Consider the following 26,207-nt stretch of genomic DNA (forward strand, 5'->3'; position numbering starts at 1 on the left):
GGTAATGCCTATTTTTGAACCGAATCTATTCACCTTTTCAACCCCAGGAAATTTGAGCGCGATCAAGGAAGTAAAGGTAAAGTTCTCGCAAGCCAGAGTGAAAGAAATTCTGGCCGACTACCGCCTGGCGGTAGAGAGCCGCGAGGCGAGCATCATCGGACGCAGGGAAGTGTTCATGGGCAAAGCCAAGTTTGGCATCTTCGGCGACGGCAAAGAGCTGGCGCAGATCGCGATGGCGAAAGTGTTCCGTCGCGGCGATTTTCGCGCCGGTTACTACCGGGATCAAACGTTCATGTTCGCCATCAATGAACTGACCGTTCAACAATACTTCTCACAACTTTACGCACACACCAGCGTGGAGGCAGACCCCGCTTCTGCAGGCCGCCTCATGAACGGTCACTATGCCACGCGTCTCCTCGACGAACACGGCAAGCTTCGAAACCTCGCCGAGAACAAGAACAGCAGCGCCGACATTTCGCCCACCGCCGGCCAAATGCCCCGCCTCCTGGGACTGGCCTATGCCTCCAAACTCTTCCGCGAAAACGAAGGACTAAAAGAATACACCACACTTTCCAACAACGGCAACGAGATCGCCTTCGGCACCATTGGCAACGCCTCCACTTCCGAAGGCATGTTCTTCGAAGCGATCAATGCCGCGGGCGTGTTGCAAGTGCCCATGCTCATTTCGATTTGGGATGATGAATATGGCATTTCCGTTCCGCAGGAATTTCACACCACAAAAGGAAGCATCTCAAAAGCATTGGCCGGTCTGCAGCGCACCGAGACGGAAAAAGGCTTTGAGATCATCACGGTGAAAGGATGGGATTACCCCGCCCTCATCGACGCCTATCAAAAAGCAGAACTCATTTGCCGCGAACAACACGTGCCCGTATTGTTTCATGTCTATGAGATGACACAACCCCAGGGCCACTCCACCTCCGGTTCGCACGAGCGCTATAAATCGAAAGAGCGCCTGGCGTGGGAAGCCGACCACGACTGCATCCGCAAAATGCGCGAGTGGATCATCAACGAAGTGATGATCCTTCCCGAAGAAGTGGACGACATCGAAAAAGAAGCCCGTCAAGCGGCCAAGCAAGCCAAAGAGCGTGCATGGAAAGCCTTTATGGACGATGTCCGCAAAGATCAGAATGTCGTGAACGAGATCTTGGACAAGGCTGCCGAGCAGGGCTCGCACCAGGAAGAGATCCTCCGCATAAAAGAAGATCTGGCCAAAGCGATCAACCCCACACGCCTGGAAACCATGCGGGCCGCAAAGCTCACGCTGCGGCTGCTCTACCAGGAAAGCATACCCGCAAAAGAAGAGCTGCAGCACTGGCTGAAGCACTCTGAAGCCGACAACTTCGATCGCTACTCGTCGCACATGCACAGTGTGTCGGATGAGTCGGCGTTGAACGTGCCCCGCGTCGATCCGGTGTACTCCGATTCGTCGCCGCTCATCGACGGCCGCGAGATCCTGCAAGCGTGCTTTGATGCCGCCCTCACCCGCGATCCACGCGTGCTCGCCTTTGGCGAAGATGTGGGCCGCATCGGCGATGTGAACCAGGGCTTCGCAGGATTGCAAGCCAAGCACGGCGATTTACGGGTGACCGATACCGGCATTCGCGAATGCACCATCGTAGGGCAGGGGATCGGCACCGCATTGCGAGGCCTCAAGCCCATTGCCGAAATTCAATACCTCGATTATTTTATCTACGCCCTCCCGACCTTGTCTGACGACCTGGCCTGTTTATACTATCGCACCAAGGGTGGCCAAAAGGCGCCGCTCATTGTGCGCACACGCGGCCACCGGTTGGAAGGCGTGTGGCATGCCGGCTCACAAATCGCGATGCTGCTGCACACCTTGCGCGGCATGTACATCATTGCGCCACGCAACATGACACAAGCGGCGGGATTCTACAACACCATGCTGCGATCCGATGATCCGTCGGTCATCATCGAATGCCTCAACGGCTATCGCCTCAAAGAAAAATTGCCCGACAACATCGGCGAGTTCACGGTGCCGCTGGGCACACCGGAGATCCTGAAAGAAGGAACGGATGTTACCGTGGTCACCTACGGTTCCATGTGCCGCGTGGTGATGGAAGCCGCCGAAGAATTGGAAAACTACGGCATCTCTTGTGAAGTGATCGACGTGCAGACCCTGCTTCCGTTCGATCTCCATCACAGCATCCTGGAGTCCATAAAGAAAACGAATCGTGTCGTGTTTGCCGACGAAGATGTGCCCGGTGGGGCAACGTCGTTCATGATGCAACAAGTGCTGGAAGAACAAAATGCCTACGCCTACCTGGATTCCAAACCCGTGACCATCACGGCAAAAGATCACCGCCCGGCCTATGCCTCCGATGGCGACTACTTCTCAAAGCCCAATGCCGAGGAAGTTTTTGAAAAAGTATACGGCATCATGTCCGAAATGGATCCTTCGAAATTTCCTTCGCTGTATTGAGCAAGAAGAAATAAATCAGAACAAAGAAGAAGGGACTACTCGATTTCGAATAGTCCCTTCTTCTTTTATCCCGTGTCGCTTTCGCGAAGCGTGTTATAACATCTTACTGCAAAAGTTATCCGCCGCGTTTGATGTCGTCCAGCGTAAAGTCGCCGGTGTCGACCACGTTGCTGGTGTGTAGCGCCCGGTCGCGGATCTTGACGAGCAACCTCATCGGTTTGGTCGTGAAGATGGACCGGATGCCCGTGGTCACCATGGCATAGGTGAGTTTGCCCTCCAGCGGACCGGCGTTGGAAGTCAGTATGGGGAAGCGTTGATTGAAAGAGATCGTACAAAATTCTTTTGTCCAGTCGAACTCGACGTAATCTTTTGAAAGGTCACTGCCGGTTCCCACTTTGTAAAAGAATCGCACATCGATGTTGGCGTAGTTTGGATTGGTACGATAGAAGAATGTGTCCAGCAACACGTAGGCTGGGAGAGGAGGCCTTCCCGGGGAGGGGTTCTCCAGGTATAGCGTGTCCTTGACATGGATGTCTGTTCCGGTGAAAATGCTTTTGTAGGCGTCTTCTACATAGACTGAATCATACATGTAGTAGAGGCAGTTATCAGCGTCGGTGTATTTGGGAAGATAACTGTATTCGGCGCTCCGGGTCGACCGCATCGTGAGCAGTTTGCCTTGTGCGCCGGAGGATACATCCAGGAATTGGGGAAGATCGTAGGGCAAAGTTTTCTTCCCGACGGCAGTGGTATCGCCGTTGTTGCCCAGGTACATGTTCACGTCGTTGAAGGGCGAGTCCGTCAGGTCAGACGAAAGACCAAGATCGCCGTCGCCGTCTTTGAAATTGATGGTGATCACCAATGAGTCTTTTTGGCCGCTGCCACCGCCGTCGCGGAAATAGATGTCGCCGTCGTAGCTGATCTGCGGCGTGTCAGGAAGTTCTGGAGGATTAAAGCACGCCCCGGCAATCAATGCTGAAATTCCGAATAATAATAGGCCCTTTAGTGCTTTCATCTGTACATTTGAGTCGGTCAAGTTAAGGAACGCTTGGAGACTTTTAAAAGTTTTGAATCAAAATTATACACCGTAAACGACCATTCCTTCACGGATATTGCTTTGGAATTGTTCCGCTTTCAGGCGGCGAATAACTCCGTCTACAAAAGTTTCATCCACCACCTCTCTATTGACCCAAACGGGGTTAAAACGTTGGAAGACATCCCCTTTTTTCCCATTTCTTTTTTCAAAACGCACACCGTGCAGACAGGGGTGTGGCAACCGCAGACCGTGTTCACCAGCAGTGGTACCACGGGAAGCGTGACCAGCCGTCACTTTGTTCACGATCTTGACTTTTACTTGCGCCACGCCCAACGCTGCTTTGAATCTTTTTTCGGACCCCTCACCGATTATCATTTCCTGGCCTTGTTGCCATCGTACCTCGAACGCCAGGGCTCGTCCCTCATCGCCATGATGGACCATTTCATCCGCGAAAGCCAATCGCCCTGGTCGGCGTTCTATTTGCAAGACGTAGACAAACTGTTGCGCGACCTGGAAGCCCTCCGCGGCGACCACCGCAAGGTGATCCTCTGGGGTGTTTCGTTTGCCTTGCTGGACCTGGCCGAGCGTGCCCCGCGCGACCTGCGTCCTTTTATGATCTTCGAAACCGGCGGTATGAAAGGCCGCAAAAAAGAGATGACCCGCCAGGAGCTCCACGGCATCCTTTCGGAGGCCTTCCGGGTGGAGGCCATCCATTCCGAATACGGCATGACCGAGCTGCTCTCGCAAGGCTATACCCGTGGCGGCACGGCGTTTTCAGGAGCCCCCGCCATGCGGGTCATTGGCCGCGATTTGACCGATCCGATGCGCAAGGGGTTACTTGACGAAACCTGTGGCATTAATGTCATCGACCTGGCCAACGTGCATTCTATTGCCTTTATAGAAACGGAGGATTTGGGAAGGGTATTTTCGGACAAAACGTTTGAAATTTTGGGCCGTATGGACAACAGCGATGTGCGGGGGTGTAATCTGCTGGTGGGATAAAAGGACCGTCACACCGCCTGAATTATCGTTTTGCGGATTTGTTTTCTGTTGAAAGAATGATATTTTTGTTTTACCAAAGCCATCGAAATGAAAAAGATTGTAGCCTTCGTTGTTTTAGCAGCTTTTATCTCTGCCTGTAGCCAGTATACGTGCCCTACGTATGCCAAAAAGGAAGTGCCTGCTAAAAAGAACGCAGAACAGAAGATCTGATGATCTTCCATCCCGGTTCAGAAAAACATACTTCTCTTTTCTGAGTATTCAGCAACAAGCTTCGCTTAGAAGCTGGCGAGCGATATACCTATGGTCATCGTGCTGAAGTTGTTGAATGTGCTGGAGTTGGCATCTTTCAAACCTTTGTCCTTTTCAAACAACGGCGTCAGGTTGTAATAACCAAACAGGCTGAAATTCCCAATGCCGATGCGGCCGGTAATGCCATACCGGAATTTATTCAGGTTGAAATCCTGCTTATCCTTGAGTTTCTTGGTCTCTCCATTCTCGCTGTATTTCACCTTCGTGAACGAATCGAACATGTAGCCCACGCGGCCGCCTACGCCCACCTTGAAGCTACGGGCCGGATCGTCAGGGTTCACCGTCCAGCGAAGTTCCAGGGGCACTTCGAAATAGTTGGTGATGATCTGCGAGCGCTTTATGTTGGGGATCCCCGTGTTGCCCGGAGGGATCAGCGAGGGCGTCGTGGCATTGGTAGAACTGTAGTCTAAGACGTAGTTGTTTGTAAGCTTATAGCGCTCCAGGCTAAAACCCACGCCCGGCACAAAGCTGAATTGCGACTTCAGGATCCTGAATTCGTATTGATAATAGAAGTTGATCGTACGCGACCCCCACAAGCCCTGTTTGAATTCCGATGGCGCGCTAAGGGCGCGGTTCAGACCCAATTCCAGCACAAAGGCACCCGGTATGTCGGGGCGTGCCGTGGTCTTTTTGGTAGTGGTGGCAGCCTGGCTAAAGGCGCCAATGGAAATGCCCGAAAGAAGGACGATGCACGCTAGGTTCTTGATCATGTAATACAAATATTCAGTAAATAAAGGCCCAAAAATAGCTTTTTTGTCGGCAGGGCAAAACCGTTTATTTTGTTGAGTGAAATTATTCTTTACATTTGCACTCCCATTTCCACACCCACACACGGAAACACACATTTGGACCCGTAGCTCAATTGAATAGAGCATCTGACTACGGATCAGAAGGTTTGGGGTTTGAATCCCTACGGGTCCACTGATAATCAGCCACTTACGAGTCTTTTGTGAGTGGCTTTTTTATTGCTGCATAGTTGAGATTTCATTATTGAATGCGCATCTGACCTGTCGTCTTGCCTCATCGTTGCCCTAGTTAAAACGAACAACTTCATCCAATTAGTTTTCATCGATTGCATTTAGCATTTGCTGATTATTGCCGTTTCATTTCTGATTTTCTTCTGATTTCCTCAATGATGCGACAAAGGCGATAATAGTTTTGTAAGCACCTCAGAAATATGGAGGACAGGACATCTAACTACTTTTCAAGTCTAAGATCTCATTTTCAGAAATTGCATTTTGCCAATGCTCCATAATCGCAAGAGTGTTTGTTATCCGCCAACGTCAACAATCATTACTATGAACCTGATACGCAACGCGGCGAAATGTAAAAAGATGTGGCGACGTCGCTAAATCGAGAGGGTCATATCATTTTGTGCGTGTGCCTGCAAGTTGCTTTCTGCTGATGGTGGATTGACCCAGAGGCCCTGGCGCAACATCCGGGAAAAGAAACGTTAGCGATTTTACATCCGTGAAGTCGCCCGGTTCGAAGACAACAACCCGGGGTTGGTCGACAATCTGCCGATCATCGCGGTTTATGCAGCTATTGTCGATATCTTTGCACAGATCATCGACTGCCCGCCTTGCGCTTACAGAGCAACACCTACCGGCACCTGTTTCATTTCTCGATCGCGTTGATCATTATGTTCCCGTGGGGCTACATCATTCGCCCTGGCGAGGGATCTGGCGGTCCGCGCATGCACGGGTTCCTCATGTACTGGCAGTGGTTTGCCATACTTTCTGTGCCGTTATATTTATTGAATTCGTACTGGGCTGTGCCCCGGTTGTTGAAGAACCAGCGCTATGGCATGTATCTGCTCATCATTGCGCTTTGCCTGCTAGTGAGCTTTTTGTTCAGGACCGGGTTTGAGCGGTTTACGCCCGCCGTAGCCAGCGTGCACCTGCCCGAATCCGTAACCGTCCGCCCCGTTCACATCTTCCCCTTATTGTTCATCTTCACCTTGGGTACCAGCCTGGAGATGATTCTGGGCTGGGAGAAGCAGCGCACGCTGCAACGCGAGATCGAGAAAGAAAAATTGGAGTCGGAACTCTCCATGCTCAAGACCCAGATCAATCCCCACTTTTTCTTTAACGCCCTCAACAGCATCTACGCCCTGTCTGACAAGAAATCAGAAAAGACCGGAGACGCCATTCTATTGCTATCCAGCATTATGCGCTATGTGCTGTACGATGCCAACCGCAGCAAGATAGAAGTCGCTAAAGAAGTGCAGCACCTGGAAGACTACATTGCCATGCAGCGGCTGCGCATATCCGACCGTGAGCAGGTGCAGATCGAATTTCAGTTTCAGGGTGATGGCACGGCGCAATTCATCGAGCCGCTTATTCTTATTCCCTTTGTGGAAAATGCTTTCAAACATGGCGTATCATACGATCAGCCCTCGTTTATCAACATCGATCTGCGGGTATCGGGTGGCGTATTTTACTTTGAGGTGACCAACAGCAAAAAGAAACATGCCGACACTGTCCACGCCACGCACCACGACTATCACGGCATAGGCATTACCAACACGCGCAAGCGCCTCGACCTGATGTACAAAGACCGCTACATCCTCACCATCAAAGACCGCAACGACCAGTACTCTACACAGCTCACCATACATCTGGACGACGCAGACCACGCACTCAACCGGAAGACCGCATGAAGATCAATTGCATTGTAATAGACGACGAACCCCTGGCGCTGGAGCTCATCGGCTCGCACATCCGGAAGGTACCCTATCTGCAACTCCGCGGGTCGTTTCACCGGGCGATAGATGCCGTAAAGCTGCTGCACGAAGAGAAGATCGACCTGATCTACCTGGACATCAACATGCCCGACATCTCTGGCATCGAGTTTCTCAAAGGGCTGCAAAACCCGCCGAAGGTCATCTTCATCACCGCCTATGACCAGTATGCCGTGCAAGGCTTTGAGGTCAATGCGGTAGACTATCTGTTAAAGCCCGTGTCGTTTAACCGGTTCTTACTGGCGTCTAATCGGGCCCTGGAGTTGATCGGCAAACAGACCCCGGCCGGCAACGGTTATATCTTTGTAAAGTCTGAACATAACAACTTGCGCGTGGCGCTGGAATCGATACATTATATTGAGGGCTATCGCGACTACCTCAAGATTCATACCGCCGATAAACACCCCATCCTGACCATCACCACATTCAAGGCTATTGAAGAGCTATTGCCCGATATATTCCTACGCATACACCGGTCGTACATCATAGCCGTGGATAAGATCATACTTTTTCGCAATGGCCAGGTGTTGGTGAAAGATAAATACATTCCCATCGGTGAATCCTATCGCGAGCTATTCCATCATGCGGTGGTTGCGGGGAAGATGTCGGGCACGGGGTATTGATGGATTGAGAAATAAGGGATTGGGGATTCGGGTTTGTCGGTGAATTGGCGGAGTCGGTCAGGGAAATATCGGGGCCAATCTGTTTTTGGAAATCAGCTGTAGGGTTATGCTCATCTTTCCGGGAAATATCAAACATGAAGATCAACCGGTTGATGTGCGTGGGGTGCACGCTTTTGTTTTTTGTGGTTAGTCAGGGCAATGTTTATGCGCAGGGTAAGGTTACGCTCAGTGGCACGGTGACGGATGCGGCCAATGGTGAGTTTATCATCGGCGCCAGTGTGCTGATACGGGAAACGGGCAGCGGGGTGGTGACTAATCCTTATGGATTTTATTCTATTACGCTTGCTGCAGGCACATATACCATAGAGTATTCCTTCGTAGGTTATGAAAAGGTCACGCGGCAGATCAGTTTGGTGGCAGATGCTCAACTAGCCATTGAGCTCAGCGAACTTCCAGAACAGTTGCAGGAGGTAGTGGTGACGGCGGCGGATGAAGATCAGTCTACCCATGTCAAGTCGCTGGAGATGAGTACCAACAAGTTTGACATCAAGACCATTCAGAAGCTGCCCGCGCTCCTGGGCGAGGTAGACGTGGTCAAGTCGCTGCAGTTTCTGCCGGGTGTGAGTACCGCGGGCGAAGGTGCCTCGGGCTTTAACGTACGGGGTGGTGGCACCGGGCAGAACCTCATCCTGTTGGATGAAGCGCCCATCTACAACTCGTCGCACATGCTCGGATTTTTCTCGGTGTTCAATCCCGATGCCGTAAAAGAAGTGAAGCTTTATAAAGGCGCAATGCCTGCCTACTATGGTGGCCGCACCAGCTCGGTGCTGGACGTGCGCATGAAGGAGGGCAACACCCGCCAGTTTGAGGCCAATGGCGGCGTGGGTTTGATATTCAGCAGGCTCTCGCTGGAGGCGCCCATCGTCAAAGATAAAGCATCTTTTATCGTGGCGGCGCGCCGGTCGTATATCGACGTTATTGCCAAGCCGGTGTTTGACGATGGCGGCCTCAACTTCTATGACCTCACGCTCAAGACCAACTATAAATTCAACGATAAGAATAAGATCTACCTGTCGGGTTATTTCGGTCGCGATAATCTGACTTTTTCCGATGCGGGTGGCTTTCACTGGGGTAACCAGACGGGCACCATTCGCTACAACAGCGTGTTGAACAATCGGCTGTTTGCCAACTTCTCGGGTGTATTCAGCAATTATAGCTATGAGTTGGACGTGCAGCAGGATGATAAAAACTCCTTTACCTGGAATTCGTCCATCACCAACTACCGCTTCAAGCCAGACTTCAGCTACTACATCAGCGAGCATTCAGAGCTTGACTTTGGGGGCGAGGCCATTTACTATCAATTTAACCCGTCTACCACCGTGGGCGTGACCAACGGCAGCGAGATCAACAGCAGCCTGGACCGTAAGTATGGATTGGAGTCGGCGGCATACATCAGCCACAAGCTGAAGGTGAACGACCGTATTGATGTGGAGTATGGCTTGCGCCTTTCGCACTTTCAATACCTGGGCGCCGGTACTGCCTATACGTATAACGACACCATACCCGGCAAGAAGCGAACGGTTACCGGTGAACAATATTACAACAGCGGCCAGACCATCGCTTCATACACCACGCCGGAGCCGCGCATCTCCGCGCGCTTTGGCATCAACGACAACAGCTCGCTGAAAGCCAGCTACAGCCGCAACGCACAATACGTGCACCTCATCTCCAACACTACCGCCTCAACGCCCCTGGATGTGTGGACACCCACCACCAACAACCTCAAGCCCACGCTGGCCAACCAATTTACGCTGGGCTATTTTCGCGCGCCGGGCGGCAACGCGCAATATGAGTTCTCCGCGGAGTCGTTCTACCGCACCTCAACAGGCGAGGTGGATTACATCAATGGCGCAGAGCTGCGCAGCAACAAATACCTGGAGGGTGATCTGCTGAGCGGCGATGGCCGTGCGTATGGCCTGGAGCTCTACCTGCAAAAGAAAACCGGCAAAGTAACGGGGTGGGTGAGCTATACACTCAGCCGGTCTGAGTTGAAAGTAGACGGCATTAACCGGGGCCACTGGTACCCCACGCGCTACGATCAGACCCACAACCTCAAGGTGGTGGGCTCCTACCAGTTAAGCAAGCGCTGGTCTGCCACAGCCGATTTTGTCTATACCACCGGCACGCCCACCACCTTTCCCGACCAGCGTTACACCTCGCAAGGCGTGCTGATACCCTACAACTCGCAAGACGCACGCAACGATACCCGCATGAGCAGCTATAACCGCCTGGATATCTCCTTCAGGCTCGACGGAAAAACGGTCAACAGAAACGGCAAGCTGCGCAAGAACCGCGACTACTGGGTGTTCTCAGTGTATAATGTATACGCGCGCAAGAATCCTTTTTCCATCTACTTTTCTCAAACCGGAGATCGCGTGGCCGTAGGTCAGCCCATGCAGGCAGAAGCACACCAGGTCTCCATCATCGGTACCGTGGTGCCGTCTATCTCCTACAACTTTAAATTCTAAACGAGTATGAAAAGGCAACAAGCCCTATGGCTGCTCCTGACCCTGGCATCGCTAGTCCTCACCGCGTGCGACGATGTAATAGACGTTAATACCGGTACCTCTACGCCGGTACTGAACATCGATGCCTGGCTCAACAACAAGCCGGAGACACAGACGATCTACCTCACCATGACACAAGATTATTTCGACAACGCCAACCCGCCACCCGCGGCATCTGGCGCAACAGTATCTGTGACTGACAACCGGGGTAACGTATACGCATTCAGTGAAGACGTGGAGTCGGCCGATGGGGCGTATCGTTGGACGCCGGCCGGCGGCGAGGGGCTGGGCGTGACGGGCCTGACCTATACACTGAATGTGAACTACGGCGGCGAAACCTTTCAAGCAAACTGCCGGGTGGGCCGTGTGCCGGCCATCGATAGCCTGACGTACGCCGAATGGGACCGGCCCATGGTGCGTGACAACGACAAGACCTTTTACCGCGGCGAGTTTTGGGCTACCGATCTGCCAGGCAAAGGCGACACCTATTGGATCAGGACCTACAAGAACGGTGTGCTGCTGAGTAAACCCAGCGAGCTTAACGTGGCTTACGATGCCGCCCGTGTATCGGGCAGTGCGTTTGACGGCGTGACGTTTACCGCCCAGGTGCGCACCGGCATTAATCCCACGGAGACCGATGCCAATGATGATCCGGTATCACCGGTAGAGCCGGGCGACTCGCTGTATGTGGAGATCCACTCGCTCACCGAGGCATCTTTTAACTATATGAACGAGGTGCTGAAGCAAACCGATCGCAATGGGGGCATTGCAGAACTGTTCTCTGCCGTGCCGCTGGCCAACGTATCGGCCAATATCGTGAACCTGGATGGCAACGGTTCGCCCGTGGTAGGGTTCTTTAATGTATCGGTGGTGTCGGGACTGGGCAAGACGTTCCGCCGCTAGTTAGCCCTTTCCCTCTGTTTTCAAGGTATCGTCACGCCTTTCACCTCGGTTGTATGAGCGGAAAATATTCCCAGTGCCCCGTTTGAGATATTGCTGGGAGGATTACTTAGTGTAGTGCCGCCGCCGGACTGGCGTCAGGCTCACGAGGGGCCTGTGCGGCAGGCCTGCGAGTACGATAAATCGCTGCGCGATCCAACGCTAAAGGCAGATACACATCCTGTATTGGGGCCTTTCTATTTCAGATGATCGACCCTGCCAATAGTTTTAAAGGAACTTGAAAGTATCCTTAAAATCTGCCTTCTTCGGTATGCGAATCAAACAACGCTTCCGCAACACGATGCAATATATAGACCTATGAAAAAGAAAAGCGCAGGTATCGTTTTAGCCCTTTTGATGGGAACCATCTCTTGGGCGCAATCAAAGGAACAGAAAAGGATCGTGGAGGAAGGGAAGAAGCTCTATCGTTCGGAAATGGCTTCCTGGTACGGAACCGATGTTTTCCTGGATAAGTTTAAAGACAAAAGTACAAGGGCCGGGGGCTATTTTTCATATGCCACAGAGCACCAGACGATTTGTGTGTTCTTTTCTCAGGACGCCGCCCCGAAAATACTGGCGACGTTTGCTTTCGATAGCACCTTCAGTGTGAATACCGTAATGATCGATGGACAGGAGCGTGCGTTGTCAAAACAAGAGTCTGACTTGTTGGCTATTCGGCAAATTGCCCTGGCCAAGTTGGGAACCGATACGCTGTTTAAATTCTATCAAGACATGAATCCCAACATCATTCCTTTAAATGATGCACTGGGCAAAAGAGTCTACGTTTTGACCGGTCCAAAAAAAGTAGGGGTCGTTGTCTTTGGCAATGATTACCTGCTGACGTTTGACGATAAAAATGAATTGAGGAATACGAAAAGACTTCATCACAATTTGATCCGTACTGACTACGGCAAGCCCGGGGAAGTGGCGGTCTCGGCCATGCATACCCATGTGCCGGAGACGGGAGACCTGATCACCGCCACGGACATTTGCACCCTGATGTTGTATGCGAAATTTGCCCGGTGGAGGACCTACTATGTGCTGTCTCAAAAGAACGTGTCGATATGGGATTGTGAAAAAGATCAACTGATCGTGATGACGAAGGAGGCTTTTGAGAAAATAGGTAAAAGCGAGACCAAGCCGTAGCGGGTAGGCCATCAGTGGGAACAAAAAACCAGGTTTGGCTCAACGATCATACGCTCTACAAACGGATATCAAGCCTTGGGTTCCGGTGACCGGATTTGAAACTGGGGCCCTACACGCCCAAGCCCGGGATCATGCAATCGCTTGCAAACGATTTGAGTTCTGTGGACGTGTTTCATAAAGAGAAAAATACAGCTTCATTTTTGCCAAACTGAGAATGAGAAAGCAGGTAACTGTGTATAAAAATACACAGTCGGTTATTATTTAAGTTTTCTGGCGGGTATTGATAAATATGGCATCATTTTGTCATACCTTTGATATAAGTCTGTTGGAGCCCATCCTTCCCCTAAATGTGCGTCGACCCTAAGCTTATCATCCCAGATGATGAGACCGTGGAAGTATGTGCTCAGCAAACCGATTTAAAGTAGCGTTGTGGGGAATGCTCCACGTAGCACTTGTGTTTATCTAGACTTTTTACCTAAAAAATCTCTGATGATCCAGGTCAGGTAATCCTGCGGATGGATATCGGAATAAATATCTCGTCTATGGCCAGAAGTTTTACTGCTCTTAAAACCTCCATTTTTTTACTTTTCTCTCTCGCCCTCGCATCACCAAGTTTTGCCCAGACCAACACTTCACAAGTTGCTGGCGGTTTGTGGACCGCGGCGGCAAGCTGGTCGCTGGGTCACGTACCCCTTCCCGCTGAAGACGTGGTCATCAACACGAACATCACCATGAACGCTGGCTCCGTGACGGTCAATTCCCTCACGGTGAACAGCCCCAGGACGTTGACCATCGGCAACAGCACTACTGCCCAAACCCTTAACGTGACGACCTATGTTACGGTAAACTCCGGTGGAACCATCGCCGTGGGGAATTTCAATGCCGTCCATTCACTGACGGTCGGTGGAACGCTGACCAACGCGGGTACCCTGACGCTGTGGAACAGCGCCTCACAGGTTTGTAACCTGATCTTGAACGGCACTTCGCTCACGGGCAACGGTACCTATACGCTAAACAGCATCACCGTTGGCGGGGCTGTAACCAACAACTCCACGTCGAACATCACCGTAAAGGGCGACATCACTTCCAACAATACGTTCCAGTCAACGGCCGGCACGTTCACGTTCAATGCGGCCACCACCCAAAACCTGAACGGAACGACCAATCCCACCTTCAACAACATAAGCATCGCCACAAACAACACGATCGTTTTGCTCAGTGGGATCAGTGGCATCACGGTGAACGGCACCTTTACGATGGCCAACAACACGACATTTGATTTTGGATCGGGAAGCGCCCGTACCGTGACCATTGTCGGAAACCTGGTGACTCCGCAAACCATCACGATGACGGGTGCCGGTCTGGCGCACCAGTGGATATTGGGTGGTGCAACCAATGCTGCTCCGGGCACCTTTAACACCACGGCGAACTCGGGAAGCACCGTGGAATACAATAATGCTTCGACGCAAACTGTTTTTGCTTCCAACAACTACCGCCATGTAAAATTATCCGGTAGCGGAACGAAAACATTCTCAAATACCACCACCATTAACAACGATCTCAACATCACCGGCGCCAACGTGGTGGTCTCCAATGCCAATACCTTGACGGTAAGCGGAAACCTGAACAACAACGGAACAGGCACCACGGTATGGGGCGGCAACGCCAACACGTTGACCCTGACCGGAAACTTGCTGGTGACCAACAACACGACGTTTACCATCGGCAACGCCGCCCAGGTGAAGACCCTGAACGTTACAGGGAATGTCCAGGTTGATCTGGGTAGCACATTGAATGTGGGTGCCTTTGCTGCGGTGCATCTTTTATCCATTTCGGGCAACCTGCAGGTGGATGGTACTTTCAACATGGTGCAGACCTTTCCCGGCAATGTTTGTAACGTTACGTTCTCCGGTGCCACCAACAACACGGTGACATCGCCGGGAGGAACGGGCACGATCGGCTTCAATCAAATCACTTTAACAAAGGGCGCCGTCGGCAACGTGCTGGATGTCCAGGCACCCATCACCATGTCGTCGCCTACAGCGGCGGGAGCCTTTCTGACACTGACCAGCGGTACATTTAAATTGTCGAGTGCTTCCACGCTAACCCCTTATTATGGTGCCGCCACCATTTCCGCGGGAGCCGGTGGCTTGTGGCTCAATAATAGTGGCGCAAACGTTTCTTGTGTGCAGACGGCCACGACGACCGCCCCTGGAAACCCCACGGTGACCGGGTTGCTTCGCATTACGGCCGGCACGTTTGCCTATGGTAGTGGTAACGACGTGATGGCCGTGAACGCGGCAACCAGTAACCTGTGGATCGACGGTGGCACCCTGAACATGTATGGTGGTGTTTCGTTTTCCAGTACGTCGCAGTTCAACATGACGTCGGGTAATTTCAGGATCGACCCCCAGGCGGTCGATAATTATCCGTCAGGCACGGTCATGATCGGCTTTTCGTCAACCAGTGCGACAAATGCCGTAACCTTTACGGGCGGTACGCTCACCATTGTCGATCCTCCTGCCAGCGGCAACGGAACCACCTTGTTCATTACGCCCACCGCGGGCTATGCCTATAATTTTAGTGGAAGCACGATCAGTTTCGGCGACGGGGTGAGCAACAACACGGGGTCTGCGGGCTTTGGCTTCACCGTGGATGCCGGCAGCCGCTACCCGCTGTCAAATGTAGTTTTGAACAACGGAACGTCTACCGGATCAAACCGGTTTGTGAGGCTCACCAATACCGATTGTACGATCAATTCCAGCTTGGTTTTTGGAAACAATGCCAACGATAGCTTCCAGCTCAATGGAAGACAGCTCACGCTGAACGGCACCCTGACCCCGGCATCGGGAACACTGGTCGGCAGTGCGACGTCGACCCTCGTCATCGGCGGAAGCAACACGCCCGTGATGAGCTTGCCTCCGATTGTCGGCGGTAATCTTTTGAGTTTAACGATCAACAAAACCGGCACCAACAATACGGTAAACCTGGGTAGCTCCGTTACGCTGGCGGCCACGGGTATACTCACTTTGACATCCGGTGTGCTTGAAATTGGAAATTACAATCTAACACTGACCAATAACGCAGCCATTGCCGGTACGCCCTTTTCGGCCACGAACATGGTTGCAACGGATGGTAGCGGATATTTGATCCGGAACGTGGCGTCCACGCAGACGCTTAGCCCCATCGGCGCTGCCGGCTATTATACGCCCATGACGCTGAGCTCCATTACGGCGGGGGGTACCTACAGCATACGTGCGGTGCCCACGGCACTTAACCCGGGCTACATCAGTGTGTATTGGGATTTTGTTACCAGCACGCCAGGCAAAACGATCACTGCTACTTTTCAATATGATCCGGCACAACTCAACGGCGCCACGCAGATCATTTCTTATGCACCGGCACCCTACACCGTCTTTCAACGGCCCCCGCTGTCGGGTACATCTTCTTTTGGCACAAACTCGTTCACCATCACCGGCAACACCACCGCCACTGCCGGCGGATACTGGACGATGGGCAACACATCGACCTTTTACTCGTATCAAACCGGTGACTGGAACACGCCTTCGACCTGGACATCGGACCCCAGCGGAACCTTGCAGAGCGGGACCACGGTGCCGGGTTACAACGACAATGTCGTGATCTTGACCGGCCGCACGGTTTCAATGACGAGCAACATTACCGCGCAATTGCTGAACCTGCAGATCGACGGTGGCGGTTTCGTAGACATGTCGACCTTCAGCTTTACCAGTGGCTTGTCGACCCTTAGCGGGCAAGGTACGGTGCGATTGGCTTCCATCAATTTCCCTACCATTGCGGCGAACACGTTTATCAATGCCGGTGGCGGAACCGTTGAGTACTACAACGCAGCGTCTTTTGCTTTACCAGTTGCCCAGACGACGTATAACAATCTGACCATTAATTGCGCCGGCCGGACCGCAACGCAATTGATGAATTTGACATTGAACGGAAATCTGTTGGTGAAGGCCGGCACGTTCCAAATTAACGACAACACGTCCACCCGGCGTCAATTGACCATTAACGGCGACGTTACGGTGAACAGTGGCGCGGCAATCACGGTGGGTACAGGGGTGACCAACACCACGACCAACCCCACGACCATCACGACCGCGGTGGCGGGTCCTTTTATCGAGTACTATGACAATCAATCGCACCGCGTTGTCATCAACGGTAACTTCACAAACAATGGAACGGTAAGCTTTTCCAACATTCCTTACCCGGTTTACAACGCTTTTCCCCCTACGTCGACGGGTGCCACGTCGGGATTTGCCACGGTTTATTTCCAGGGCTCGACAAGCAACGTATTGACGTGTAACAACACCACGACCTTCTACAACCTGGTGTTGGATAAAGGCAACGACCAGACCTATTCCCTTACGGTCAATTCCTCGGCGTACGGTTATTTTAAATTGTATGGTGCCAACAACGCCGTGGCCGATGCCTCGGCGGGCGCTACGGCTACCAATCCCAACATCAAGAAAGCCTTGTGGATCCGGAATGGAACTTTGATTTTGCAAGGTTCAACGATCATCCCCTCGCTTACCGAGGGTAACACCACGGGAACGCTACCGGCAACTTCCGATTACTTTATTCCTGCAAACGGCGGGCTGTACATTAACGGACCCGACGTAGTTGTGCTGGGCACGGCCGATGACTACCGCGAAGTCAATACCGCCTATAGTGTATCGGGTGGTACCGGCCTGGCGAACGGTGTTTTGCAAGGCGGTTACAGCGCCCTCTATGTATATGGTAAGCTGCAGATCTCGGATGGTTATTTGTCCATGCGCGAATCGGGGGGTATCGTCACCAACGGTGGTTCCGGTCAGATCGTGATCAACGGTGGCGATGTGGATGCCAAGCAATTCCTGAACGCCACTTCGTCGACGGCGTCGTTTCAAATGAGCGGTGGCTTCTTCGCCCTCCGCGGGCGCATGAAACGTGTGCCTTTATCGTATGCGACCGTAGCCAATTTGGTCGACACTGTAGCCACTACCATCAATACCGTCAGGGCTACCAATGGAACGACCACCGGCTTTGGAACTTTTAACATCAACAATGCGGCAAACATTTTCAATATGTCGAGCGGCGACATCTGGATCTATGACGTGTGCGATGCTACGCCTCCGGCCACGGCACCGTATGTCTTTGATGTGAAATCGTCTGCGTCGAACATCAGTGTAACCGGCGGTACGCTTACCATCATTCCGACAGCGGGAACGGGTGCTGCCGACGAAACCAACCATGTGATCTCCTCCAATGCCGCGTTGGGCAATTTGGTGATCAAACGACCCAGTAGTTCGACCGTTGTTCAACTGGCGGCAGGCTATCCGCTTACGGTGCTGTCGAAGGTGAACATTCAGTCGGGAAGCTTTGATGCCAATGCACAGAACCTGACGATCGGGGGCAACTTCACCATTGCCAACGGTGCAACGTACGTGGCCACGGGTACATCGGCCAACACCACCATTTTGAATGGATCGGGAGCGCAAACCATCACGGTCAATACGGCCAGCGCGCTCGCCCTGAATAACCTGACGCTCACCAAAACCAGCGGCGTTGCTGTAAATTTTGCGGGTTCGCAAACTGCCATCAATGTCGGCGGCATCCTGAACCTTACGCTGGGCACGTTGAACGACAATGGAAATACTATCTCTGTAGCCGGTAATGTTTACAACTCCGGGGTGCATGCGGGTACCGGAAAGATCTCCTTGAACGGATCGACTTCCACCCAAACCATCGACGGTAACGGTATCTTCCAAAATCTTGAATTGAACAGCACCAATGCCGCGACGGCTCCGATCTCGCTGGCCAACAATGTAACGATCAATGGCGTGCTCACTTTCTCGCGCGACAATCTGTTCAACATCAGCACATACAATTTGAAATTCAATGCTTCGGCGACAGTGGCCAATGCAGGCACTTTACGCTACGCACAATCGGCAGGCACGGCGGGTGACGGTGGTATCACGAAGGTGTACACCTCTCCCACAGCGTTTGTTTTTCCGATTGGTGCAGCATCGACAAGCCATGTGGGTGTTCCGAAGTACACACCGGCGTCGATTGGGCTTAGTGCGGCGCCAACAGCCTATGGGTCCATTACGGTGGTTCCTGTCGGATATGCACATCCCAACGAAACCACTACCGGAAGAGCCTTGACCTATTTTTGGCGCGTGAAGTCTTCGGGCTTTACACTCGGTACGGCGAAAGTAACGCACGGCTATACGTATTCGGTGAACGATGTGGTGACGGGAACGAATATTACGGAAAACGGCTACGTGGCCGCACGCTATGATGTGAACACCACCTCCTGGACAAAAGGAACGACCAGCGACCTGGACATTACCAACAAAATTATCGGTCAGCCTACTGCAGGAACATTTTTGAAAAATGTGTCATTCATCGACGGCGATTACACGGCCGGCGACGATACCCCGACCGATCCGTTTGGAACGCCCAAAGTATTTTACAGCTATGCCACGGGTGCGTGGGGTACCGCGGCAAGCTGGACGAGCGATCCGACGCGTGCCACCTTTGTAAACATCGGTACACCGGGAGCAACCGACGTGGTGCATATCGGTGCCGGGCACACCATCAGCTTTGGAACACCAACAAACTATCTGACCAATCCGAATACCGATCCGCATAGCTGCGCCACGCTTTATATCGATGCGGGTTCTGTGCTCGATGTTCGTTATAATCCTTCCAGCAACCTGGGGATCGTCATGAACAGTTCGTTGGGTAACGGAAGGATTAAAATTACTTGCGCACAGGCGTCGGGAAGTACGTTTGCCAATCCGGCCGGCGACTTCAGCAGCTTCAATACCAATTTAGGAACGACCGAACTGTATAGTACAAACCCCGGCTACGGAACGACGTATTGGATGGCCAACGGCGTGACGACATATGGCAACCTGCTGTTCTCGCCTCTTGGTGGTTCTAATATTATTTTCCCGAACAACGACGTATTGATCTATGGTAATTGCACGGAAACCGGCGGCAATGCAGACTCGTGGTTGTGTCCGACCTGGTCTGGAAATTATCCCCTCGCTCCGGCAGTAACGGTTGCCAAAACCATTACGATCAACGGAAACCTGGACATACAGGGCGGAGCTTTCGGGTGGTATGGCAACGGAAACGTAGCACAGAACGTGGTTGTGAAGGGCAATGTTACCGTGTGTTCTGTTTGTGCTCTGGATAATTTTGGAGGGGGGGCAACAAATCAAACCCTGACAATTGGTGGGACGTTGACCAATGATGGAAACGGGCTTGCGAATGGTGGCGCGGGGCAAATCGCGCGGGTTGCATTGAGCACCGTTCCAGTCACCTTTAACGGCAATAACTCGGCGAGCATCACCAATACGGTTGGAACACCAACCACCATACTCGGTTCGGTTACGGTGAACAAAGGATCATCGCAGGCCACCACGCTGAATCTGAACATCGCCGGTACGCTCACCACGCCTGCAGATAACTGGCTGACGTTGCAAAACGGAACGCTGCAGTATCAACGGCCAAACCCCAATACGGATTTCACGATTTCTGCGGCCACGAACCTCAACATACCTTCGACGGCAGGCCTTTATATCAACTATACCAACAGCAACAACAAAAACGTGCTCATCGCCAGCAACGGTGCCGATGCCAGCGATCTGTTGCTGAGTGGAAAACTTACCGTGGTGAATGGGAACGTGTATGTTGGACAAGTGGGAACTTCGGCGTTCAACAATGATATCGAGTACTCCGGTAACTCCGCGGCCATCCAGGTGACGGGCGGAACATTGACGGTGAACGGGCAGATCCGAAGATCCACGGCATCGACGAACGGTGCATTGTCCTACACGCAAAGCAATGGAACGGTAACCATCAACGGTAACAGTTCGGCAGGCGGGTTGGCCACATCTTTAACACGGGCAAAATTGGAAGTGCTCAACACGGGCAGTCAATTCAATATGTCGGCCGGAACGCTTACGCTGCAAAGAGGCGGTGGTACTACGTTTGGTGACTTGTACATCAGGCCTTCAAGCTCTACCGTGACCGGTGGTACGATCATTTTCTCCAACACCGTTCCCAATGCCGTTCAGAATTATACCATGGATGCTACAGCATCGCTGAACAATCTGTCGGTGACGGCTGGCGGTTCTAATGGAACCAACGCTACGGTTACACTGATGACCAACCCGCTGGTATTGAAAGGAACTCTGACGCTTTCGAACAACAAGAGCTTCTTCAACGCTAACAACCGGAACGTGACCATCAACCAGGACCTGGTGAACAACGGAAGCACGGCGAGCTATGTGTATGGCACCAACCTGACCACCTTTACGGGTTCGACGCAGAACATCAGCGGAACATCGGCCACGAACTTCTACGACCTCACCGTCTCGCCGTCGGTTACGCTAACCGTCAACAACAGCTTTACCGTCAATCACGATCTCACGATCGGCAGTGGAAGCCTGTTGCTGAACGCCAACAAGGTCACCGTTTTGACTGACGGTGCTTTCGTTAACAACGGCGCTTTTTCAGACGACAACATCACCGGCGGTATCAGCATGGCGGGTTCATCCTTGCAAGAAGTTTCGGGTACCGGTTCGTTCAACCGGTTGGAGATCAACAATGCGAACAATGTGGCCTTGTTGAACGACATTACACTCGATCACAACCTGGTGATGACCAATGGTATCTTCAACATCAAATCGAATAACCTTATCCTGAACACAACGGCAAACATTTCGGGTTCGTCGTTTAGCTCTACAAAAATGATCATGACCGACGGTGTGGCTACCAGCCTCGGCTTGACAAAATTCTTCCCGGTCATTTCGTCGACCACAACCTTTACCTATCCCCTGGGTGTGGCGTCGAAATACACGCCGGCCGTTTTCACCATCAATGCCAGCGGTGCGATCGGCTATATCAAGGTGGCGCCTGTGGATTCGTATCAACCCACGGTGATCGACCCCAGCAGAGTTTTGGATTACTATTTCAGCATTTCAAGCTCCGGTATCGTCGGCTTTGACGGTACCCTCGTGCTGAATTACCTGGCGAGCGACGTGAACGGAACGGAGTCCGATTATGTAGCGGGCTGGCTGCAGCTTCCGGGAACGTACTGGAGCAAGGCGGCCGTAGGTCCTGCAACGGACAACGTGAACGAGACGACCCACAAGATAACGTTCCCTTTCCCGGCGGGGTCGAGCAACCTGAACGGTGACTATACTGCGGGTGAGGATCCGGCCATCCCGAGTCAAATCCCTACCTATATTTCCAACAGCGACGGTAACTGGTCGGACAATACTATATGGACGCCGGTGGGTGCGTCGCCTCCCTGTCCGGTGGGTGGTCCAAACGGCTACAACGTTATCATTCAAAATAACGTGTCCACTACGGTAAACAATTGCTTCGCCTACACCACCGTTATTCAAGGCACCGGCAAGCTGTCCATTCTTTCGCCTACCTATGGCCACAACTTTGGAACGGTCGATGGCGATGCCAGCTTGGGCACCGGCACGCTCTATTTGGAAAGCGCCAATTTGCCCGCCGGAAATTTCACGCCCTTCCTGGATTGCCTTGGCACGGGAACGATCGAATACGGCGGTACCGGAAGCTATACCCTGATCTTGAACGGCTTTACTTCGATACCCAACCTGACCTTTAGCGGCACGGGAACGAGAATCTTGCCCAACACTGACCTGACGATTTGCAACACGCTCAAAATAGACGGTCCCACGTTGGATAACAGTGTGAACAACCGGTCGCTCACCGTCAACGGTTCGATGGAGCGCTATAACGCGGGTGCCTTCCTGAGCGGTAGCGGCAGTACGGCAACCGTTACGTTCTCGGGTTCGGCAGCACAAACACTCGGCGGCGCAACGGGCGATTTCACCGGCGCGAATGCCTTTAACAATCTTGAGATCGACAACAGTGCCGGACTTTCCATCGGCGCAAACGGAAACATTGAAGTGAACGGAAATTTGTCGCTGACGAACGGTATTGTCACGACGACGTCGACCAATAGTCTCAGCATTCTCAACACTTCTTCCTCGGCCATAGTACCCACGGGCGGCAGCGCCACGTCATACATTAACGGCCCCCTGAAAAAACAAATTGTGAATGGCGGCGCGTTCGTCTATCCACTGGGACAAGGTTCGGTAAAGGGTCACACCTTTACGCTTACCTCGGCTTCGACGGGGACTTCGCTCTTCACGGCACAGTATTTTACCCCCAACCCCACGGCATCGTCGGTTACAGCGCCTATCATTAAAATGAACAGGCTCGAGTATTGGACGGTAACCGCTACCGCTTCAAAAACAGCCAGGGTTGGCATTGCCTGGGATGCGCAAAGCGATCTGAACGGATATATGACCGTGAATGGCATATCGGATCTGGAGGTTACCGAGTACAATACCGGCACGTCGTCGTGGGTAGGACTGACGTCTACGACCACAGGTGTAAACAACCTGGGCAGTGCCACCACGACAAGCAACGTGAACCTTTCGACAACGCCGAAGAATTATTCACTGGGAAGTATCACTGACCCCACACCACTTGCTGTGTTGTCGCCAACCGGCGCCGTGTGCGGAACCGCGGGTATTCCGGTGACGATCACCACGCACTCGCCCATCACGTTGAACTACACGATCAGTTATAGTTTTAACGGCGTGGCACAAACGCCGATCGTGGTCACATCGCTTCCTTTCACATTGCCTACATCGGCAGCGGGATCCTACCAGTTAACCGGGTTTAAGTACAACAACAGTACGGTTACCGGTAACGTGGATGGCACCGCCGTAACAACGGATGCTTCGCCAACCACGTCAGTAGCGGGCTCCAATCAATCCTTGTGTAATGCCACCAGTTTGAACTTGTCGGGGAACAATCCGACCGTGGGAACAGGTTTGTGGACCATTACCTCCGGAACGGGCGGTTGGTTCAACACCCCTAACGCCACAAATTACAACGCACTTTTTGGTGGCCCTCCCGGGCACACGTACACGTTGAAATGGACGATCACAAACGGTTCGTGTACATCGAGCAGCAGCGTCTCGATCTCTTTCCCCTACGCACCGCAGCAACCTTCAGCATTCACGACTGCGTCTACGTCGGTGTGTAAAGGCACTTCCGGCTACGTGTATACTGTGCCGGCGGTGGCAGGCGCAACATCGTACCAATGGTCGTACTCCGGCGCGGGAGCAACCATTGTGGGATCGAGCAACTCGGTAACGATTAACTTCAGTGCGGCAGCAACGAATGGAACGCTAAGCGTTTCTGCGGTGAACGGCTGCGGACCTGGAACAGCCAGGACCATAGGCATAACGACAACAACCCCTGCGGTGGCTACCTTTAACTATGCGGCAAGTCCTTATTGCCCGAATGCGTCCAACCCTAGCCCTACCTTTACCGGTGGTGGCGTTGCTGGAACGTTCTCGTCGACTACCGGATTGGTGTTCGTAAGCACCTCCACCGGGCAAGTGAACCTGTCGGCCAGTACGCCAGGCACCTACACGGTAACCAACACCATTGCCCCGGCAGGTCCTTGCGGCACGATCACCGCCACCAGTTCGATTACCATCACCGCCACCGGAAACTGGTTGGGTGGTATTAGCAGCAACTGGCTCGACCCTAATAACTGGATTTGTACGACGGTTCCCACGTCTAGCACCGATGTTGTAATTCCTGCTGGTGCGGCTAACATGCCCATCATCAACGCGGCGGGCGCCATTTGTAAAAGCATCACGATCAACAGTGGTGCGTCGTTAACGATCAACGGCACGAATAATCTTGATGTATACGGCAACTGGACGAACGGCGGCACCTTTACGCGCAACAGCAGCATGGTAACCTTCAAGGGTACGAGCTCGATAGGCGGCGCCGCGGTAACAACGTTCAACGATGTTACCATTTCCGCTACCGGTAACATAACAGCACCGGCGGGGAATGTGAACGTCGCTGGGAATTGGGTGAACAACGGAACCTTTACGGCGTCCACCGGGACGATCACGTTCACGGGAACCACACCCAGTACCATCAGCGGAACGACGACCTTCTACAACCTGACGATGTCTAAAACCGGCAACAATGCTACGCTCAACGGCACGGCGACTACCACGGTGAATAATGTGCTCACGCTGACGACCGGCAACCTGGTGTCGTCGGCCACACACGGCCTGGCCTTGACAGCCACCGCCACCACCAGCGGAAGCTCTGCCAATAGCTTTGTGTCGGGACCGATGACAAAGGTGTTGACCGGAACAAGTTTTGTCTTCCCGTTGGGCAGCGCTTCGGCAAACCGATACCGTCCTGCGATGGTCAACAACACGAGTGGCCCCGACACCTGGTCGGCCGAATATGTGGGTGCCAATCCTACCTCGGGTGGATACTCCAACAATATTTACAATTATTCATTCTTGAAGAAGGTCAGCGAGTTTGAGTATTGGTTGATATCGCGCGCGGGTGCAACATCTGCCGACCTCACGTTGTCTTACAACGTGGGCAGCTATATTCCGCCAAACATTGGGAATGTCGCCAATTTGAAAGTTGTTCATTGGGACGGCGCGATGTGGGATATTCCTACGGGTGGAGGCACCTTCTCGCAATCGGGAACGAATATCACGGGCACCGTGTCCATGACGCAAATTAATTCCTTCAGTCCTTTTACACTGGGGTCCGGAGACATTACATCGCCCCTGCCCATCAAGCTTTTATACTTCAAGGCGAGCGTAGTAGACGACGCCGTATTGACGGAGTGGGCTACCGCCGAAGAAGAGAACAACGACTTCTTTACGATAGAAAAATCATCGGATGGCGAGACGTTCACGGAAGTGGTGAAGGTTCCGAGTCAGGGCGATACTAAAACGGGTCATAAATATTCCTTTAGCGATCCGGATCCTTATCCCGGTTTGTCGTACTACCGGTTAAAGCAAACCGATTTTGACAGGAAGTTCACCTACTCAAAAGTGGTGGCCGTACGATACGATGGTGTGACATCGGTTTCGATGAAGGCTTATCCCAATCCGTTTGCCGGAAAGAAAATTACCGTGGAGCTCAAAGGCTTTCAGGGTGTGACCGACATACCGGTTCAAATATTCGACATGCTCGGGCAACCCGTCATGGAAAGAATACTGACGACAAGCAAATCAGGCATCGTGAGAGAAGACCTGGTTTTTGATAACACATTGCCGGCCGGGCTGTACATCCTCAAAGCCGGCCCTTCGCTGAAGCTGACGCAGAAAATAGAAGTAGAATAGCGGCGGCTAACGTGAGCAGGATAAAAAAAAGGTTCTTCAAAGAACCTTTTTTTATCCTATCCATGCGTGCCCGGGCGCCGATTCAACGGCTTGCCACAGGACTTCGGAATTGGCACATGGTT

General features: G+C 52.6%; 11 protein-coding genes and 1 tRNA gene. 10 read left to right on the forward strand and 2 right to left on the reverse strand.

Features of this window, described 5'->3' with window-relative positions; genetic code table 11:
• Nucleotides 1–52: 52 nt before the first annotated feature.
• Nucleotides 53–2,464, forward strand: coding sequence for an alpha-ketoacid dehydrogenase subunit alpha/beta (locus tag D4L85_RS19695; protein WP_228450540.1), 2,412 nt, complete (start codon nt 53–55; stop codon nt 2,462–2,464).
• A 115-nt stretch (nt 2,465–2,579) separates the two neighbouring features.
• Here the strand turns inward: D4L85_RS19695 and D4L85_RS19700 are convergent, their stop codons facing one another.
• Nucleotides 2,580–3,476: a hypothetical protein gene (locus D4L85_RS19700; RefSeq protein WP_160143862.1), complete on the reverse strand. Its 897-nt coding sequence runs from the start codon at nt 3,474–3,476 to the stop codon at nt 2,580–2,582.
• 33 nt (nt 3,477–3,509) lie between these two features.
• On the opposite strand from D4L85_RS19700, the gene D4L85_RS19705 reads away from it, so the two are divergent.
• The gene (locus tag D4L85_RS19705; protein WP_119755916.1) at nt 3,510–4,499 is read left to right on the forward strand and encodes an acyl transferase; all 990 of its coding nucleotides are present in this window, start codon (nt 3,510–3,512) and stop codon (nt 4,497–4,499) included.
• 87 nt (nt 4,500–4,586) lie between these two features.
• Nucleotides 4,587–4,709 (forward strand): hypothetical protein, encoded by a 123-nt coding sequence (locus D4L85_RS34985; protein ID WP_257791759.1) that lies wholly within the window; start codon nt 4,587–4,589, stop codon nt 4,707–4,709.
• Between the two features lie 65 nt (nt 4,710–4,774).
• On the opposite strand, the gene D4L85_RS19710 is transcribed toward D4L85_RS34985, so the two are convergent.
• Nucleotides 4,775–5,518, reverse strand: coding sequence for a porin family protein (locus D4L85_RS19710; protein WP_160143863.1), 744 nt, complete (start codon nt 5,516–5,518; stop codon nt 4,775–4,777).
• Nucleotides 5,519–5,655: 137 nt separating this feature from the next.
• Between D4L85_RS19710 and D4L85_RS19715 the strand changes: the two genes are divergently transcribed.
• The 7 genes from D4L85_RS19715 (at nt 5,656) to D4L85_RS19750 (ending at nt 26,085) form a co-directional block, all read left to right on the forward strand.
• Nucleotides 5,656–5,729, forward strand: a tRNA-Arg gene (locus D4L85_RS19715).
• 661 nt (nt 5,730–6,390) lie between these two features.
• Nucleotides 6,391–7,470: a sensor histidine kinase gene (locus tag D4L85_RS19720; protein WP_119755918.1), complete on the forward strand. Its 1,080-nt coding sequence runs from the start codon at nt 6,391–6,393 to the stop codon at nt 7,468–7,470.
• Nucleotides 7,467–8,174 carry a LytR/AlgR family response regulator transcription factor gene (locus D4L85_RS19725; protein ID WP_119755919.1) on the forward strand — a complete coding sequence of 236 codons (708 nt, stop codon included), beginning with the start codon at nt 7,467–7,469 and terminating at the stop codon, nt 8,172–8,174. The genes D4L85_RS19720 and D4L85_RS19725 overlap by 4 nt, the downstream gene beginning before the upstream one ends.
• 134 nt (nt 8,175–8,308) lie before the next feature.
• The gene (locus D4L85_RS19730) at nt 8,309–10,702 is read left to right on the forward strand and encodes a TonB-dependent receptor (protein ID WP_119755920.1); all 2,394 of its coding nucleotides are present in this window, start codon (nt 8,309–8,311) and stop codon (nt 10,700–10,702) included.
• A 6-nt stretch (nt 10,703–10,708) separates the two neighbouring features.
• Nucleotides 10,709–11,644, forward strand: a complete 936-nt coding sequence (locus tag D4L85_RS19735) for a DUF4249 family protein (RefSeq protein ID WP_119755921.1) — start codon at nt 10,709–10,711, stop codon at nt 11,642–11,644.
• A gap of 354 nt (nt 11,645–11,998) precedes the next feature.
• Nucleotides 11,999–12,826 (forward strand): hypothetical protein, encoded by an 828-nt coding sequence (locus tag D4L85_RS19745; protein WP_228450541.1) that lies wholly within the window; start codon nt 11,999–12,001, stop codon nt 12,824–12,826.
• Nucleotides 12,827–13,368: 542 nt separating this feature from the next.
• The gene (locus D4L85_RS19750) at nt 13,369–26,085 is read left to right on the forward strand and encodes a hypothetical protein (protein WP_160143864.1); all 12,717 of its coding nucleotides are present in this window, start codon (nt 13,369–13,371) and stop codon (nt 26,083–26,085) included.
• Nucleotides 26,086–26,207 lie beyond the last annotated feature (122 nt).

The sequence above is a fragment of the Chryseolinea soli genome, from assembly GCF_003589925.1.
Classification (GTDB): domain Bacteria; phylum Bacteroidota; class Bacteroidia; order Cytophagales; family Cyclobacteriaceae; genus Chryseolinea; species Chryseolinea soli.

Coding starts and splice junctions, on each gene's coding strand:
- D4L85_RS34985 (WP_257791759.1), top strand. CDS start 4,587: ATGAAAAAGATTGTAGCCTTCGTTGTTTTAGCAGCTTTTATCTCTGCC.
- D4L85_RS19700 (WP_160143862.1), bottom strand. CDS start 3,476: ATGAAAGCACTAAAGGGCCTATTATTATTCGGAATTTCAGCATTGATT.
- D4L85_RS19750 (WP_160143864.1), top strand. CDS start 13,369: ATGGCCAGAAGTTTTACTGCTCTTAAAACCTCCATTTTTTTACTTTTC.
- D4L85_RS19710 (WP_160143863.1), bottom strand. CDS start 5,518: ATGATCAAGAACCTAGCGTGCATCGTCCTTCTTTCGGGCATTTCCATT.
- D4L85_RS19730 (WP_119755920.1), top strand. CDS start 8,309: ATGAAGATCAACCGGTTGATGTGCGTGGGGTGCACGCTTTTGTTTTTT.
- D4L85_RS19745 (WP_228450541.1), top strand. CDS start 11,999: ATGAAAAAGAAAAGCGCAGGTATCGTTTTAGCCCTTTTGATGGGAACC.
- D4L85_RS19725 (WP_119755919.1), top strand. CDS start 7,467: ATGAAGATCAATTGCATTGTAATAGACGACGAACCCCTGGCGCTGGAG.
- D4L85_RS19735 (WP_119755921.1), top strand. CDS start 10,709: ATGAAAAGGCAACAAGCCCTATGGCTGCTCCTGACCCTGGCATCGCTA.